Source organism: Ruegeria sp. N10, assembly GCF_056531545.1.
In genome coordinates, this window is the sequence record NZ_JBQFLY010000003.1 from 23,026 (window position 1) to 38,483 (window position 15,458).

Genomic DNA, 15,458 nt, shown 5'->3' on the forward strand with positions numbered 1-15,458 from the left:
CGTGCTGGACGCGGGATTAGAATAAGGTAGCGTGTCGGCACTTGTTTCCGGGGGCTTTCTGTGCTGCGTTTCTTAATCTTCATTCTGTGTCCGGTCGTGCTGGCGGCCTGCGTCGACCGGACCGTATCCGAAACGGTCCCATCTGCATTGAAAATCGGAACTCCCGAAACAGTTTTTGCGGCCACCACACGTGCACGCGAGCCCGATGGCGCGTATGGATTCCGCCGCGCAGAACGCCTGCAATTTCTGGAAACGACCGTGTCGATACCACCGGGCCGTTCACCGGGAAGCCTTAAATTTTCATACGCAAACCCTGACCCGAGAAAGCAGTTCGTACTGGCAGAGGTCGATCAGCTAAGCGGGCCGCAACAGTTGAAGGACAGGCTGAGTGGGGCTGACGAAGTCACGATTTTTGTGCATGGCTATAACTCCACTCAGACAGAGACATTGTTCAGGGCTGCTCAGCTGTCACATGATATCGGTATTCCCGGTCAAATCCTTGTCTATTCATGGCCCAGCCGCGCGACAGGCTATGGTTATGCCTATGATCTGGACAGCATGTTGTTTGCCCGTGATGGGCTGGAGGAAACCATTCGTCTTCTCAAGTCGATGGGGGTCAGGCGGGTGGCCCTTGTGGCGCATTCAATGGGCGGCGCGCTGGCTATGGAGATGATACGGCAAACCGAACTGAAACAGCCGGGCTGGGCAAAGAGAAATCTGGAAGGTGTTATTCTGATCTCTCCCGATCTGGACGTGGATGTTTTTCGGTCGCAGATGAACAGTATCGACAATCCTCCTGATCCTTTTGTCGTGATGGTGTCCAAGAAAGATAAGATCCTGAACATCTCAGGCCGGCTGAGGGGAACCGCCGATGGTGAAAGGCTGGGCAATATCGGATCGGCCGAGAAACTGTCCGAATATCCGATTGAAATCGTGGATACGACTGCCTTCAACAGCGATGCGGAATCTTCCCATTTTGTGGCCGCCACTTCTCCAGCCCTGTTGACTATCCTCCGCTCCGTGCGCCGGGTCAGCGAAACCTTTGGGCGCGATGACCGGCGCGGGATCGACATCCTCGTACCGCCAAGCCAGCGCAATCCTGTTGGCGCAACAGAAATCGTGCTGACTGAAACCGGCCAGGCCCAGGTGAGCAATCCGTGACGCGGGTTTCCCTGCACCGGTTTCTTGTGGACAACGCGACCTGGCTTGCGACCGGCGTTCTGCTGACATTTCTGTCCAGTTTCGGGCAAACCTTTTTCATCTCGGTCTTTGCTGGTGAAATCCGCTCTGAATATGGCCTCAGCCACGGCGCATGGGGTGGGCTGTACACGTTAGGCACGACCCTGTCTGCAATCGTGATGATCTGGGCTGGAGGGTTGACGGATATCTTCCGCGTACGGGTATTGGGCCCAGTTGTGTTGGCGGGACTGGCGTTGGCCGCCATTGCAATGGCGCTGAACACCTGGCTGCTGCTGTTACCACTGGTGATCTTTCTGCTGCGGTTATTTGGGCAGGGGATGAGCACGCATCTCGCCGTGGTCGCAATGGCCCGCTGGTTCACGGTTACGCGGGGCAAAGCACTTTCCATCGCGTCCACCGGCTATGCGCTTGGCGAGGCGTTGTTGCCGCTGATTTTTGTTGGCGCCATGGTCTATCTGGATTGGCGCTGGCTGTGGGTTGCCGCGGCGGGCATCACGGCGCTGGGTATTCCGGTTCTGATGCGGCTGCTGCGAGAAGAGAGAACTCCACAAAGCCTCGCCAACGCGTTTTCAGCATCGGGAATGCAGGGAAAACACTGGACCCGGCGGGACGCTCTGTTCCATCCTTTGTTCTGGTTTATGGTGCCATCAGTGCTTGGGCCATCCGCATTCATCACCGCATTTTTTTTCCATCAGGTTTTTCTGGCTGATGTGAAGGGTTGGCAGCATATCCAACTGGTGGCTCTATTCCCGATCTTTACCGGAATATCTCTGTTTTCCATGTTTGTCGCAGGCTGGGCGCTGGATAAATGGGGGACCGCCCGGATCATGCCCTACTACCAGCTTCCGATCGCACTTGGGTTCGTCATTCTGGGCACAACCAATTCGATCAGCGGCGCGACCCTGGGGCTGGTCTTCCTGGCTTTGACCGTTGGAGCAAACAGCACATTGCCCAGCGCATTCTGGGCCGAATTCTACGGAACCCGGCATATCGGTGCGATCAAGGCGATGGCCGCGGCTGTCATGGTGCTGGGATCGGCCATCGGCCCCGGCCTGACCGGCGTTCTGATTGACCTTGGCGTTTCGCTGAACACACAGTTCATCTGGGTTGGGGTGTTCTTCGTGCTGGTTTGCGTTCTGGTCCGAACAGGTATTTCCCGCGCCCGTCGGGATTTTTAGCGCATTCGCCTGAGATAGACGTAATAAGCACCCTCGCCGCCATGACTGATATGCGCGGGGTTGATCTGCATCACCGCCTGCGCCAACGGCGGTATGGACAGCCAATGCGGCACTTGATTGCGTAATACGCCACGCGGCGTCGGGATTGGGCCGGGTTCGTCGCGGTCCTTGCCCTTGCCGGTTACCACCAGAACCAGTCGTTTACCTTGTGCCTGCGCGCTCAGGATAAAACGGATCAACGCAGGATGGGCCGTATCAACCCGCATACCGTGAAGATCCAGCTTGCCTTCGGGCTTTAGCTTACCGCGCTTCATCCGGCCAAAAGCCTTGATATCCATCTGAACAGGCGCGGCACGCAGCGCGTCCGTCAACGATGGTTTCAGATCGTTTGGCTTCGAGTTCGGCTGAAGGTTCTGACCAAGCTCAAACACCTCAAACCGGGGTTTTGGTGTTTTTCTGGGCCTGGGTTTCGGCAGGGTGGTCGGATGGACGGTCTGAGGACAGTTCGGATGCAGACGCTCGGCCTGTTTGGTGACCTTGCGCCAAAGCTCGATCTCATCGGTTGTCAGTTTGCGCCGGGTCATCAGAATTCATCCGGCAACAGGGCATAGGCGCGCTGAATAGGCAACAACAGAACCATCCGACCCGGATCTTTCAGCCTGCCCGCAGCCTGTCCGGCTTCTTCACCAGTACCGAAAAAGATGTCCGCCCGTTGCGCGCCTTTGATGGCCGCGCCTGTGTCCTGCGCGATCATTAGCCGTCGCAACGGGTTTTCACCGTCCTTTTCCACCCAGACAGGTGCGCCCAATGGTGTATAGGCGGGGTCCGCCGCAATCGAGCGCATTGTCGTGATCGACCGGTTCATCGCCCCCAAAGGTCCAAATTCAGGGGCAACGCGTGAAACTTCGCGAAAAAACACGTATGACGGGTTGTGAAACAGCAACTCGGCACCGGCCTCGGGGTTCTTGCGCACCCAGGCGCGGATCATCTGGGCGCTGACCTCATGCGCACCCAGAACCCCGCGTCGCACCAACTCGACACCGATCGACCGATAGGGGTGACCATTCGCACCACCATATCCAACCCGCAGCGCACCGCCATCCGACAATCGAATACGCCCCGAGCCCTGAATTTGCAGAAAGAACAGCTCGACAGGGTCGTCGACCCAGGCAATCTCTAGCCCGCGGCCCTGCATCACATCGCCGGTCAGGATGTCACGACGGCTCAGCCATGGTCCTTCCGCACGGGCTTCGGGTGGCATCTTGTAGATCGGGTATTTGAAACGGTCTGTCCGGGTACGCGCGCCGTCAAGCTCGGGTTCAAAATAGCCGGTAAACAGGCCCTCTTTGTCATCCTCGACCAGAACAGGGCGGAAAAATAACTCGAAAAAGGCGCGGGCAGCATCCGGTTCATATGTTCTGGCCACACCACACAAGGCGCGCCAATCCGGGTCATCCAGATCACCGCACGTGTTCAGAAAAACGGAAAGGGCCGCGCCGTGGTCGTCCTCCGCCCAGCCCTGCAGATCGTCAAACGACAGAATGGATCGCGTTGCCTCGGCTCCGGCAGCGCTGGCGGTGGTCATTGCGCCCACCAGTAAAAGCGACCGAAGCGTTGCAATCATGCGTCCGTGGCGACAAGCAGCCAGTTCGGATCGTCCTTGCCCATGACACGGGCAAAGGTCCAGCTGTCCTTCTGGCGCTTCACGGTATTCGGGTTGCCTTCGACGATGTCGCCTCCGCGATCGCGCACGACCGAGGTCAGCTCTCCCACGAACTTCATCGTGATTTCGGCCTGGTTTGAGTCCTTGTCGAATTTCACATCCGTCAGGGTGGTTTCCCGCACGCCGATGAATTCGGCCTCGATGGTCAGGCCCTGATCTTCACGAGCTGCCACGACCGAAACGAAAGTCTCGAACACTTCTTCCGACAGGAAAGGCTGGATTTCATCCAGATTGCCCCTTTCAAACCCCATCACGATCATCTCATACGCACCGCGCGCACCCTGAACGAACTCGCCGACCGAGAAGCCGGGCTCGACACGTTTCATTGCAGCCAGGGTTTGCGCCTGTTCGCTGTCTTCGGCGACATGGTCGGTAATGTCATGATCCGGGCCGCCATCGATCACCTCGAAACCGCGGCGCGATTTACGGGCTTCGGGCTGTTGCTGCACAGGCGGTTTTTCAAAGCCTTCACGCGTGCCCAATACGCTTTTGAGGCGCAGGATCAGGAAAATGGCAATTCCGGCCAGGACCAGGAGCTGGATCATAGGGTTGTCGCTCATTTCATTCTCTTTTCAACGCCGCGACTTTGTATACACGGCCTCATGCCACTATGTAGGTGACAGTGAGTGGCAAGTCCACAGCCCGGCCTAAGGGAAAGGATAACGCAAATGTATCTGTTCTTGGCATTTTTGTTGGTGCCCATAATCGAAATCGCGCTGTTTATTCAGGTTGGTGGTTTGATTGGGTTGTGGCCGACACTTGCCATCGTAGTGCTGACCGCGGTTCTGGGCACGGTTTTGGTGCGGACACAAGGTCGCATGGCGCTTGGACGGCTGCAACGGTCCTTTGCCGAATTGGACGATCCGACCGAACCCCTGGCCCATGGGGCAATGATCCTGTTGTCGGGCGCTTTGTTGCTGACACCGGGTTTTTTCACTGATGCCGTTGGTTTTGCGTTGTTAGTTCCCGGTATCCGCATCGCCGTTTTCCGGTACCTGAAATCCAAGGTTACAGTGACTCAGTTCCAGATGGGGCCGGGCCCCGGATATCAAACCCGGGGGAACCCTTTCGATCAGGGCGATATCATCGATGGGGAATTCACCGAAGTTCGGCCAAAAAAAGACTCGTCGAAGCCTTCGAAATGGGTGGAAGGCCCCCACCAGCATTGAGGTGCCGCGCCCAACTTGCTAAGCAGTGGCGAATTTCATTTTTGGAGTAGATCCATGGCCGAAGAAAACGCTGCAGAAAACACTGCGGCCCAAGCCGCCCCGCAGGTTCAGATGCGTGTTCTGGGGCAGTTCATCCGTGATATGTCCTTTGAAAACGTGATGGCGCAAAAGGGCGTTTCCGGAGACGTACAACCGGAAATCGCCGTTCAGGTGAATCTGGATGCCAAAAAACGCGCGGCGGACCATCAGTTCGAAGTTTCGATCAAGCTGAACCTGACATCCAAAGCCAAAGGCATGGATGACATCTTGTTCCTGTGTGAACTTGACTATTGCGGAATGTTCCACGTGGAAGGTGTGCCGGAAGATCAGCTGCACCCGTTCCTGATGATCGAATGCCCGCGCATGTTGTTCCCGTTCCTGCGCCGCATTGTCAGCGATATCACACGCGATGGCGGCTTCCCGCCGGTCAACCTGGACAATATCGATTTCGTTGCGCTCTATCGCAATGAGTTGATGCGCCGTCAGGCCGAACAGGCCCAAAAAGCAGACGCGTAAGGTTTTGACCCGCGCCTGTCCGGATCAGGCGCGGGTCCACAAGGCGTTCTCGCCCAGTTTTTCCACGAAAGCTTCATGTGCTGCGCGTTCATCCTCGGTGATCCGGGATGGCAATGGTGTGCTGCGCGGTGTAGCTCGCCAATCATCGCTGCCGCCGTCCGCAGAAGATGTGGATGTCGACAGACCAAAATCCGGCTGCCGCCCACCGATCAATTCCAGGTAAACCTCGGCCAGAATTTCCGAGTCGAGCAACGCGCCGTGCAACACACGGTTCGAGTTGTCGATATTGAAGCGACGGCACAGCGCATCCAGTGACGCTGGCGAACCGGGGAACCGTTTACGGGCAATTGCCAGTGTATCCAACGCCTGCTCCATGGGGATAAGCGGGGCACCCATCCATTTCAACTCGGCATTCAGGAACTTCATGTCGAATGAGGCGTTGTGGATCACCAACCGCGCATCGCCAACAAATTCGCGAAATCCATGGCCAACCTTTGCAAAGATCGGCTTGTCTTTCAGAGTCACTTCGCCCTTTTCAGGCGGGCGCGGGGTTTCCAGCAGATCGGGACCTATACCATGCACGCCAAACGCCTCTTCCGGCATCGAGCGTTCGGGGTTGATATAGACGTGGTAGGTTTCACCGGTGGCAACGTGGTTCCACAGCTCAACGGCGCCGATTTCCACGATCCGATCCCCGCTTTCGGGATCAAACCCGGTGGTTTCGGTATCCAGTACAATCTCACGCATGTGCCATCCCCGCCCGTATCTGCCTGACTACATCCTGCACCTGCGCGCGGGCGTGGTCCAGAGTATCGGTCACGATCACAAAATCCGACCGTGCGCATTTTTCATCGTTCGGCATCTGCTTGGCGCGGATTTGCTCGAACTGCGCCTCGGTCATTGTTCCGCGTTCCATCACGCGCCGTTTTTGGTCTTCGGCCGGGATAGAAACACAGGCCACGGCATCCATTGCTGCATCCCCGCCCGTTTCAAACAAAAGTGGAATATCGAACACCAAAATGTCGCTTGTTGCGCTTTCGCGAAATTCTGCGCGGTCAGCAGCGACAAGTGGATGCACAATCGCCTCAATCGTTTTCAACGTGGCCGGGTCATCCGCGATGATCCGTTTCAACGCGTCACGGCTAACCACCCCATCACGTATCGCATCGGGAAAGGCTGCCCGCATTGGTTCAACCGCTGCTCCACCAATGGCATACAGCCGATGCACCGCCGCATCCGCATCCCACAATGCGCACCCTTCTTCAACGAACATCTGCGCTGTGGTGCTTTTCCCCATACCGATTGAGCCTGTCAGGCCAAGCGCAAAACTCATGCCAAAGCCGCCGCGCGCGTATCTGCGTCTACCTCAGGGCGGACACCAAACCAGCGTTCAAATCCGGGAACGGCCTGATGCAGCAACATCCCAAGACCATCGACTGTGGTGCATCCGGCCTCCTCGGCGGTTTGCAGCAGGCGGGTTTTCAACGGGGCATAGACCAGGTCCGTTACCACGGCACCGGGCTGCAACCCGTCCAACGGCACGCGCAGCTCTGGCTGGCCCTGCATCCCCAATGAAGTTGTGTTGACCACAAGTTCAGCATTTTCAATGACATTCCCCGCCTGAACCCAATCGATAACTCGAATGCGTTGGCCGAATTCTTCCTTCAGATGATCCGCGCGGGCGCGTGTCCGGTTGGTCAACAGGATTTCCGGCACTCCGGCATCAGACAAAGCCTGCAATACGGCACGGGCAGCGCCCCCGGCACCAAACACAACCGCCGGGCCATCTTTCGCATTCCAGTCAGGTGCGCCACTGCGCAGGTTTTCCATAAACCCGTACCCGTCGGTGTTATCTGCGTGGATCGAACCATCAGTTCGGAACACCAGCGTATTTGCAGCACCAATCACAGTCGCGCGGTCAGAAACATGATCTGCGATCTTCAACGCGGCTTCTTTATGCGGAACCGTTACGTTGGCCCCGACAAAGCCTGCTTTGGGCAGGGTTCGCAGCACAGTCTCCAGATCAGCAGAGGCGACGTCCATCGGGATATAATGCCCGGCAAGCCCATAGGTCTTTAACCAATGGCCGTGCAGCTTGGGTGAGCGCGAATGCCCGATGGGATGCCCGATCACTCCGGCCAAAGGAACCAGATTGTCCGTCATTGCTCGATCATCCCTTTGACAGCCAGAAAGTTGAGAAGCTCTAACAGGGGCATACCCAAAACGTTAAAATAGTCGCCGTCAATGGTGGCGAACAGGCGAACGCCTTCTTCTTCCAGCTTGTAGGCTCCGACGGCATGGCGAATGCTGTCCCAGTTCCGCACAACATAGTCTTTCAGATATGCATCAGAACTGGCCCGCATCCGCAAACGCACCTGCCCTACATGCCGCCAGATCGGTTCACCATCCTGATAGATCACAGCTGCTGACAAAAGCATGTGCCGCTTGCCGCGCATATCTTTCAGTTGGGCCAACGCCTGTTCCGGGGTTTCGGGCTTTGACAGCAGCTGCCCTTCGAAATCCAGCACCTGATCGCAACCGATCACCATGGCGCCGGGGTTTTTGTCACTGACCTTACGCGCTTTGATCTCAGCCAGCGTATCCGCAATATCGCGTGGTGCGGCATCCTCTGCCAGCAACGCCCGTTTGACCGTCTCTTCATCCACGCGCGCCGTTTGAACCGCAAACGGCACACCTGCGTTCCTTAGCAGTTGCGCGCGAATAACAGATCCCGAAGCCAGAAGAATGGGGACAGACATGTGGAAAACCCCGTGTGCAAATCGATGAGAGTTCTGGGGTGTTTTGTATGGTTTTCCGGTTGACACGCAACCCCGGGAATTTTGCGGCAAAGATCCCCGAGTCGCTCAAATCTGATCCTGTTGGGACAAGGATAACTCTAACTCGTGGGATAACAGATGTATCCAGCGATACCCATCGGGTTATCCACAGACCAGATTTGCCTGATCCAACTTAAATAATTGATTTATATATATAATTTGTACTATCAACAGAATCTCTGGGAACCTCAGGTATTTTGTCCCCCTGGGGAAAACGCTAGGGTAAAAATAATAATCCACGGATATTTAGCACACTACAAAACCATCATCCTTTTTCTTTTCTTATTTTTTTATTAGGGAGAGTTCCGAACAACGTTCGGAGCCGGCATGACAGACCTTCTTTTCACGATTTACCCGTGGGTGAAGTCATTACATATCATGGCCGTGATCTCATGGATGGCGGGCTTGTTCTATCTGCCCAGACTGTTTGTTTATCACGTCGAAAAAGCGCAGGCCGTAGAGGGCGCGCAAGACATCTTCTTTGAAATGGAAGACAAGCTGCTGCGGGTGATCATGCGCCCCGCGATGGTTGTGACCTGGTTATGCGGGCTGATCATGGTGTTCACACCGGGGATCGTCGGATGGGATTTCGCATGGCCCTGGGTTAAAGGCGCGGGCGTGATCGCGATGACCTGGTTCCACCATTGGCTTATGGCCCGAAGAATGGATTTTCTGGCAGGCCAGAATAAGCTCACTGGGCGGCAATATCGCATGATGAACGAGGTTCCGACCATTCTGATGGTTACCATCGTTCTGGCGGTCATTCTGAAGTTCTGAACGCCTGTTTGACTCCGAACGACGCTGCGCTTATGTAGATCACAACACGCCCGTCCGGGCGGCGTATTTTCCGTACTGAAATTCCACTTCAAGCCGCGTTTTCAGCGGTGAAGGTATGTATCATGTCCAATGAATCCCTGAATTTGGCCGACCTGAAAGCCAAAAGCCCCAAAGACCTTCTGGCAATGGCCGAAGAGCTGGAGATCGAAAACGCCTCGACCATGCGCAAAGGCGAGATGATGTTCCAGATTCTGCGCGAACGTGCCGATGATGGCTGGACCGTCGGCGGTGATGGCGTACTGGAAGTGCTACAGGATGGGTTCGGCTTTCTGCGCTCGCCCGAGGCAAACTATCTGCCGGGTCCTGACGATATCTATGTCTCGCCCGATATGATCCGTCTGCACTCACTGCGGACCGGGGACACGGTCGAGGGCGAGATCAAGGCGCCGGACGAGAATGAGCGTTATTTCGCGCTGACCAATGTCACCATGATCAACTTTGAAGATCCCGAGAAGGCCAAGCACAAGATCCTGTTCGACAACCTGACGCCTCTGTACCCGGATGAGCGTCTGAAGATGGAAATCGAAGATCCCACCATCAAGGATAAGTCCGCGCGCGTGATCGATCTGGTTGCGCCGATCGGTAAAGGTCAGCGTTCGCTGATCGTGGCACCGCCGCGGACTGGTAAAACCGTGATCCTGCAGAACATCGCGCATTCGATCGAACAGAACCATCCGGAGTGTTACCTGATCGTCCTGCTGATCGACGAACGCCCGGAAGAAGTGACCGACATGCAGCGCTCGGTTAAGGGTGAGGTTGTGTCGTCAACCTTCGATGAGCCCGCAACGCGTCACGTGGCCGTGTCGGAGATGGTCATTGAAAAGGCCAAGCGCCTGGTCGAACATAAACGAGATGTTGTTATTCTACTCGACTCAATCACAAGACTTGGTAGGGCTTTTAACACCGTTGTACCATCCTCGGGCAAGGTTCTGACCGGTGGTGTGGACGCAAACGCGCTGCAGCGGCCCAAGCGTTTCTTCGGCGCGGCCCGGAACATCGAAGAGGGCGGATCGCTGACCATCATCGCCACGGCGCTGATCGATACCGGCAGCCGGATGGACGAGGTGATCTTTGAAGAATTCAAAGGTACTGGTAACTCGGAAATCGTTTTGGACCGCAAGATTGCAGACAAACGCGTGTTCCCGGCGATCGACATCCTGAAATCCGGTACACGGAAAGAGGACCTGCTGGTCGACAAGGGCGATCTGGCCAAAACCTTCGTTCTGCGCCGTATCCTCAATCCTATGGGCACCACCGACGCAATCGAGTTCCTGTTGTCGAAGTTGAAACAGACGAAGACAAACGGCGAGTTCTTCGATTCAATGAACACCTGACACAGGTCTTAAGCGACGCGAGGCCTACGAATGGATACGATATTCGCCTTGGCCAGCGCGCAAGGCAAAGCAGGGGTGGCGGTCATCCGCCTCTCTGGCCCCGAAGCGCATGCCGCAGCCGCATGTCTGAGCGGCGCGGAACTGCCCAAGCGGGGAATAGTCTTGCGCACCCTGCGGGATCAGGACGGATCACGTCTGGATGATGGTCTGGTTCTGACCTTTCAGGCACCGGCAAGTTTCACCGGGGAAGACGTGGCAGAACTTCAGATCCATGGCAGCACGGCCTCGGTTAATGCGGTTCTGCGCTGTTTGTCGAACACCGATGGGCTGCGGCTGGCGGACCCGGGTGAATTCACACGCCGGGCCCTTGAAAATGGCAAGATGGATCTGACACAGGTCGAAGGCCTGGCAGACCTGATTGATGCGGAAACCGAGGCACAGCGTAAGCAGGCCCAGACCATTCTTGCCGGTGAGCTTGGCACGCTGGCCGAGCGCTGGCGGCGCGATCTGATCCGCGCGGCATCGTTGCTGGAAGCCGTCATCGATTTCGCTGATGAAGACGTCCCCACCGACGTCACGCAGGAAGTCCGCGATTTGACAAGCGGCGTTCTGGCAGATCTTCGTCGAGAAGCAGATGGGGTGAAGATTGCCGAGCGTATTCGTACCGGATTTGAAGTGGCTATTGTTGGTCTTCCCAATGCAGGAAAATCAACCCTGTTGAACGCGCTTGCAGGACGTGAAGCCGCAATTACCTCGGAATTCGCAGGCACAACCCGGGATGTGATTGAGGTTCGTATGGATCTGGCTGGCTTGCCGGTGACATTGCTGGATACGGCCGGGTTGCGGGAAACCGAAGATCACGTCGAGAATCTTGGGATCGAGCTGGCTCGAAAACGGGCAGAAGCGGCAGACTTGCGTGTTTTTCTGACCGAAGTCCCGGAAGAGCTGGATGTAGCTGTGCAGGATGGCGATATCCATGTTCTGCCCAAAGCAGACCTGCGGGAAGATAAGAGTGAAGGTGTTTCAGGAAAGACAGGACAGGGGATTAATGCGCTTGTCGACCAGATTTCGTGGGTCTTGAGTGAAAGAACCACAACACATGGTATAGCCACGCGTGAACGCCATCGCGCTGCGATGAACAAGGCATCGGCTTCACTTGTTGCTGCGATCACGGTTCTGGAATCAGGCCCGGACCTGTATGATATCGCTGCGGAGGAGTTAAGAACCGCCATACGGGCGCTTGAATCTCTGGTCGGCAGAATTGATGTCGAGACACTGTTGGATGAAATCTTCTCCAGCTTTTGTTTGGGAAAATAAGGATTGTTTCACGTGAAACATTCAAACTTTGATGTCATCGTGGTTGGGGCCGGCCATGCCGGTACGGAAGCCGCGCACGCCGCTGCCAGGATGGGTGCGAAAACCGCTTTGGTGACATTATCTGCGACCGATATCGGCGTCATGTCCTGCAACCCGGCTATCGGTGGGTTGGGGAAGGGACATCTGGTTCGAGAGATTGACGCGCTGGACGGTGTAATGGGTCGCGTCGCTGACCAGGCTGGTATTCAGTTTCGACTGTTGAACCGGCGAAAAGGTCCGGCTGTTCAGGGTCCCAGAACGCAGGCTGACCGCGCCCTGTATCGTGCGGCAATGCAAAACGAAATCAGCAACCAAGAAAACCTGTCCGTTATCGTTGGGGAGGTTGTAGACTTCCTGATGGACGGACACCGTGTCGCCGGTGTCCTGCTTGGAGATGGGTCGGAAGTGCATGCCAAAGCCGTTGTTCTGACTTCCGGAACCTTCCTGCGCGGCGTCATCCATATCGGCGACGTGTCACGGGCTGGTGGGCGGATGGGAGATCGCCCGTCGATAAAACTGGCCGAGAGGTTGGATAGCTATAACCTTCCGCTGGGACGCTTGAAAACCGGCACACCGCCGCGTCTGGATGGGCGCACTATCGACTGGTCAGGTTTGGAAAGACAGGACGGGGATGAGGACCCGACCTTGTTTTCTTTCCTGTCAACATCGGTAGTCGCGCCTCAGATTTCCTGCGGTATTACACATACCAATGCCAAGACGCATGAGATCATCGAAGCAAACCTCTCAAAATCGGCGATGTATGGGGGCCAAATCGATGGCATAGGTCCAAGATATTGCCCTTCGATCGAAGATAAGATTGTTCGCTTTGCAGATAAGGACTCGCATCAGGTTTTTCTTGAGCCCGAAGGCGTCAATGATCACACGATTTATCCCAACGGTATTTCAACGTCACTGCCTCAGGACGTGCAATTGGAATACGTTCGGTCGATCAAAGGGCTTGAAAAGGCGGACATTCTTCAACCGGGCTATGCGATCGAATATGATTATGTGGACCCACGTGTCTTAACCGCGTCCTTGTCGCTACCCGACGTTCCGGGACTATATCTGGCAGGGCAGATCAACGGAACCACAGGATATGAGGAAGCTGCGGCACAAGGGATGGTTGCTGGCCTTAACGCGGCGCTGGACGTACAGGGCCGCGAACCGGTCATTTTCACCAGATCAGACAGCTATATCGGCGTGATGATAGACGACCTGACGACACGTGGTGTGGCAGAGCCTTATCGAATGTTCACCTCCAGGGCCGAGTTCCGACTGTCTCTGCGTGCAGATAATGCAGATCAACGGTTGACGCCGATTGGGTTGGAACTTGGCTGTGTCGGAGAGAGGCGTCGGGCGCATTTTGAGAAGAAAATGAGCCAGCTTGATGCAGCGAAATCCAAGCTGACCGCTCGCACATACACACCCAAAGAAGTTCTTTCAGCCGGGATCAACGTCAACCAGGATGGAAACCGCCGAGATGGAATGGCAATTCTGGCATTTCCGGATACATCTTTCGAGGACTTGTTTCCATTGATACCAGATCTACAAGATGTAGACGTGGCGATCCGGCTTCAAATCGAACGTGACGCACTTTATGCGAACTATATCGACCGGCAAAAGCGCGATGTTGAGGCTATGAAGCGGGATGAATCCTATGTTATCCCGCGTGAATTTGACTATTTTGGCTTGGACGGGCTGTCTTCTGAGATGAAGCAGAAACTGTCACAGGCCAAACCGTCGAACATAGCGCAAGCAAGCCGAGTCGAAGGCGTTACACCGGCTGCGCTCACCCTTGTCCTGGCGAAATTGCGCCGCGATCAACGAGCGCGTCAGGCGTGATGGCCGATTTTTCCAAGTTTGATGGCTTGAATGTTTCACGTGAAACATTCGAACGTCTGAAAATCTATGTTGATCTGGTGAACCGCTGGAATCCCAGGATAAATCTTGTTTCACGCAATAGTCTGGAATTCATGTGGGATCGGCATATTCTGGATTCTGTCCAAGTTTTTCGATGCGCTGAAACGTTTGACACTTGGGTGGACCTTGGCAGCGGTGGCGGATTCCCCGGAATGGTGTGCGCCATTATTGCTGCCGAGGAAGCTCCGGCCGCCAGTTTCTCCCTAGTGGAAAGCGACCAGAGAAAATCAGCTTTTCTGCGTAACGTCGCCCGTGAATGTGGCGTGTCGTGTAAAGTGATTTCCAAGCGGATCGAGGTGGTTGAACCCCTGGGCGCAAACATCGTTTCGGCGCGCGCGCTGGCGGATCTGCGTACATTGTTATCATTCTGTGACAGGCATTTAGGTGAAAACGGGACCGCGCTGTTGCCCAAAGGTGCAAACTGGAAAAAAGAGCTGGATGAGGCGCGTGAGGAATGGAATTTCGATGCTGAGGCTATTACAAGTTTAACTGAACCTCAGGCCGTTATCCTTAAGATCAAAGGAGTATCACGTGGTTGATCTGTCTCGACCGTCCGGACCCCGGATAATTGCGGTTGCCAATCAGAAGGGCGGAGTAGGGAAAACAACCACAGCAATCAACCTAGCGGCAGGGTTGGCCGAAGCTGGCTGCAGGGTATTGGTGGTTGACCTCGATCCACAAGGGAATGCATCAACCGGTTTAGGGGTCGAAGATCGGGATTGGACCACTTATGATCTCATCCTGGATGACGCGCCCTTGGAGGCAGTGGTTCAGGAGACGGAGATCGAAAACCTTCTGGTTGTCCCTGCAACGGTTGACTTGAGCTCGGCAGATATCGAGCTGATTTCCAACGAAAAACGCAGCTATCTGCTGCACGATGCGCTGCGTCAGACGGCAGTGGACGCGTTTGAGCTGGATTTCATCCTGATAGATTGCCCGCCGTCACTGAACCTCTTGACCGTAAATGCGATGGTTGCCGCCCATTCTGTCCTTGTGCCGCTGCAAAGTGAGTTCTTTGCGTTGGAGGGTCTTTCGCAATTGATGTTGACGATCCGGGAGGTCCGGCAAACCGCAAATCCAGACCTGAGAATCGAAGGTGTTGTGTTAACCATGTATGACAACCGCAACAACTTGTCCCGCCAGGTCGAAAAGGATGCGCGTGACAATCTGGGTGAGATGGTTTTTAAAACAAAGATACCCAGGAATGTGCGGGTCAGCGAGGCGCCATCCTATGCGCTGCCGGTATTGCAGTATGACTCGGGATCACTTGGTGCGATGGCGTATCGGCATCTGGCCCGTGAGATCATGCACAAGAACAACAAGACCGCAGCATGAGCGGTGGTGAGGAG

General features: G+C 55.6%; 17 protein-coding genes. 10 read left to right on the top strand and 7 right to left on the bottom strand.

Features of this window, described 5'->3' with window-relative positions; translation table 11 throughout:
* Positions 1 to 60: 60 nt before the first annotated feature.
* Together ACR0JI_RS05650 and ACR0JI_RS05655 are read left to right on the top strand one after the other, a co-directional pair.
* Positions 61 to 1,161, top strand: a complete 1,101-nt coding sequence (locus tag ACR0JI_RS05650; protein ID WP_480474404.1) for an alpha/beta hydrolase — start codon at positions 61 to 63, stop codon at positions 1,159 to 1,161.
* Complete coding sequence (locus ACR0JI_RS05655; RefSeq protein ID WP_480494034.1) at positions 1,158 to 2,378, top strand: MFS transporter; 1,221 nt, start codon at positions 1,158 to 1,160, stop codon at positions 2,376 to 2,378. The genes ACR0JI_RS05650 and ACR0JI_RS05655 overlap by 4 nt, the downstream gene beginning before the upstream one ends.
* Here the strand turns inward: ACR0JI_RS05655 and ACR0JI_RS05660 are convergent.
* The 3 genes from ACR0JI_RS05660 to ACR0JI_RS05670 are packed head-to-tail and all read right to left on the bottom strand — an operon-like array spanning position 2,375 to position 4,661.
* Positions 2,375 to 2,962 (bottom strand): Smr/MutS family protein, encoded by a 588-nt coding sequence (locus tag ACR0JI_RS05660; protein WP_480494033.1) that lies wholly within the window; start codon positions 2,960 to 2,962, stop codon positions 2,375 to 2,377. The two genes, ACR0JI_RS05655 and ACR0JI_RS05660, sit on opposite strands and share 4 nt — an antisense overlap.
* Positions 2,962 to 4,002 carry a murein transglycosylase A gene (gene mltA / locus ACR0JI_RS05665; protein WP_480474401.1) on the bottom strand — a complete coding sequence of 347 codons (1,041 nt, stop codon included), beginning with the start codon at positions 4,000 to 4,002 and terminating at the stop codon, positions 2,962 to 2,964. The genes ACR0JI_RS05660 and mltA overlap by 1 nt, the downstream gene beginning before the upstream one ends.
* The gene (locus ACR0JI_RS05670; protein ID WP_480494032.1) at positions 3,999 to 4,661 is read right to left on the bottom strand and encodes a Tim44/TimA family putative adaptor protein; all 663 of its coding nucleotides are present in this window, start codon (positions 4,659 to 4,661) and stop codon (positions 3,999 to 4,001) included. Before ACR0JI_RS05670 ends, mltA begins: the two co-directional genes overlap by 4 nt.
* Positions 4,662 to 4,769: 108 nt before the next feature.
* On the opposite strand from ACR0JI_RS05670, the gene ACR0JI_RS05675 reads away from it, so the two are divergent.
* Both ACR0JI_RS05675 and secB read left to right on the top strand, forming a co-directional pair.
* On the top strand, positions 4,770 to 5,270 hold the full coding sequence (locus ACR0JI_RS05675; RefSeq protein ID WP_480474399.1) for an FxsA family protein: 501 nt from the start codon (positions 4,770 to 4,772) through the stop codon (positions 5,268 to 5,270).
* Between the two features lie 54 nt (positions 5,271 to 5,324).
* Positions 5,325 to 5,825 (top strand): protein-export chaperone SecB, encoded by a 501-nt coding sequence (gene secB / locus ACR0JI_RS05680; protein ID WP_209506872.1) that lies wholly within the window; start codon positions 5,325 to 5,327, stop codon positions 5,823 to 5,825.
* Between the two features lie 24 nt (positions 5,826 to 5,849).
* On the opposite strand, the gene dnaQ is transcribed toward secB, so the two are convergent.
* The 4 genes from dnaQ to ACR0JI_RS05700 are packed head-to-tail and all read right to left on the bottom strand — an operon-like array spanning position 5,850 to position 8,584.
* Entirely contained in the window at positions 5,850 to 6,572 is a 723-nt protein-coding gene (gene dnaQ / locus ACR0JI_RS05685) for a DNA polymerase III subunit epsilon (protein WP_480494031.1), read from the bottom strand.
* Positions 6,565 to 7,158, bottom strand: coding sequence for a dephospho-CoA kinase (gene coaE / locus ACR0JI_RS05690; protein ID WP_209598998.1), 594 nt, complete (start codon positions 7,156 to 7,158; stop codon positions 6,565 to 6,567). Before coaE ends, dnaQ begins: the two co-directional genes overlap by 8 nt.
* Positions 7,155 to 7,988, bottom strand: coding sequence for a shikimate dehydrogenase (locus ACR0JI_RS05695; protein WP_480494030.1), 834 nt, complete (start codon positions 7,986 to 7,988; stop codon positions 7,155 to 7,157). Before ACR0JI_RS05695 ends, coaE begins: the two co-directional genes overlap by 4 nt.
* Positions 7,985 to 8,584, bottom strand: coding sequence for a Maf family protein (locus tag ACR0JI_RS05700; protein ID WP_480494029.1), 600 nt, complete (start codon positions 8,582 to 8,584; stop codon positions 7,985 to 7,987). The genes ACR0JI_RS05695 and ACR0JI_RS05700 overlap by 4 nt, the downstream gene beginning before the upstream one ends.
* Positions 8,585 to 8,989: 405 nt before the next feature.
* Here ACR0JI_RS05700 and ACR0JI_RS05705 point away from each other — a divergent pair, with 405 nt between their 5' ends.
* From ACR0JI_RS05705 to ACR0JI_RS05730, 6 genes are all read left to right on the top strand, one after another.
* Entirely contained in the window at positions 8,990 to 9,439 is a 450-nt protein-coding gene (locus ACR0JI_RS05705) for a CopD family protein (protein ID WP_480494028.1), read from the top strand.
* Positions 9,440 to 9,561: 122 nt separating this feature from the next.
* Positions 9,562 to 10,833 carry a transcription termination factor Rho gene (gene rho, locus ACR0JI_RS05710; protein WP_480494027.1) on the top strand — a complete coding sequence of 424 codons (1,272 nt, stop codon included), beginning with the start codon at positions 9,562 to 9,564 and terminating at the stop codon, positions 10,831 to 10,833.
* A gap of 30 nt (positions 10,834 to 10,863) precedes the next feature.
* Positions 10,864 to 12,150 carry a tRNA uridine-5-carboxymethylaminomethyl(34) synthesis GTPase MnmE gene (gene mnmE, locus ACR0JI_RS05715; protein WP_480494026.1) on the top strand — a complete coding sequence of 429 codons (1,287 nt, stop codon included), beginning with the start codon at positions 10,864 to 10,866 and terminating at the stop codon, positions 12,148 to 12,150.
* A gap of 12 nt (positions 12,151 to 12,162) precedes the next feature.
* Entirely contained in the window at positions 12,163 to 14,031 is a 1,869-nt protein-coding gene (mnmG, locus tag ACR0JI_RS05720) for a tRNA uridine-5-carboxymethylaminomethyl(34) synthesis enzyme MnmG (RefSeq protein WP_480474392.1), read from the top strand.
* Complete coding sequence (gene rsmG, locus ACR0JI_RS05725) at positions 14,031 to 14,648, top strand: 16S rRNA (guanine(527)-N(7))-methyltransferase RsmG (RefSeq protein WP_480474391.1); 618 nt, start codon at positions 14,031 to 14,033, stop codon at positions 14,646 to 14,648. Before mnmG ends, rsmG begins: the two co-directional genes overlap by 1 nt.
* The gene (locus ACR0JI_RS05730) at positions 14,641 to 15,444 is read left to right on the top strand and encodes a ParA family protein (protein WP_209506882.1); all 804 of its coding nucleotides are present in this window, start codon (positions 14,641 to 14,643) and stop codon (positions 15,442 to 15,444) included. Before rsmG ends, ACR0JI_RS05730 begins: the two co-directional genes overlap by 8 nt.
* Positions 15,445 to 15,458 lie beyond the last annotated feature (14 nt).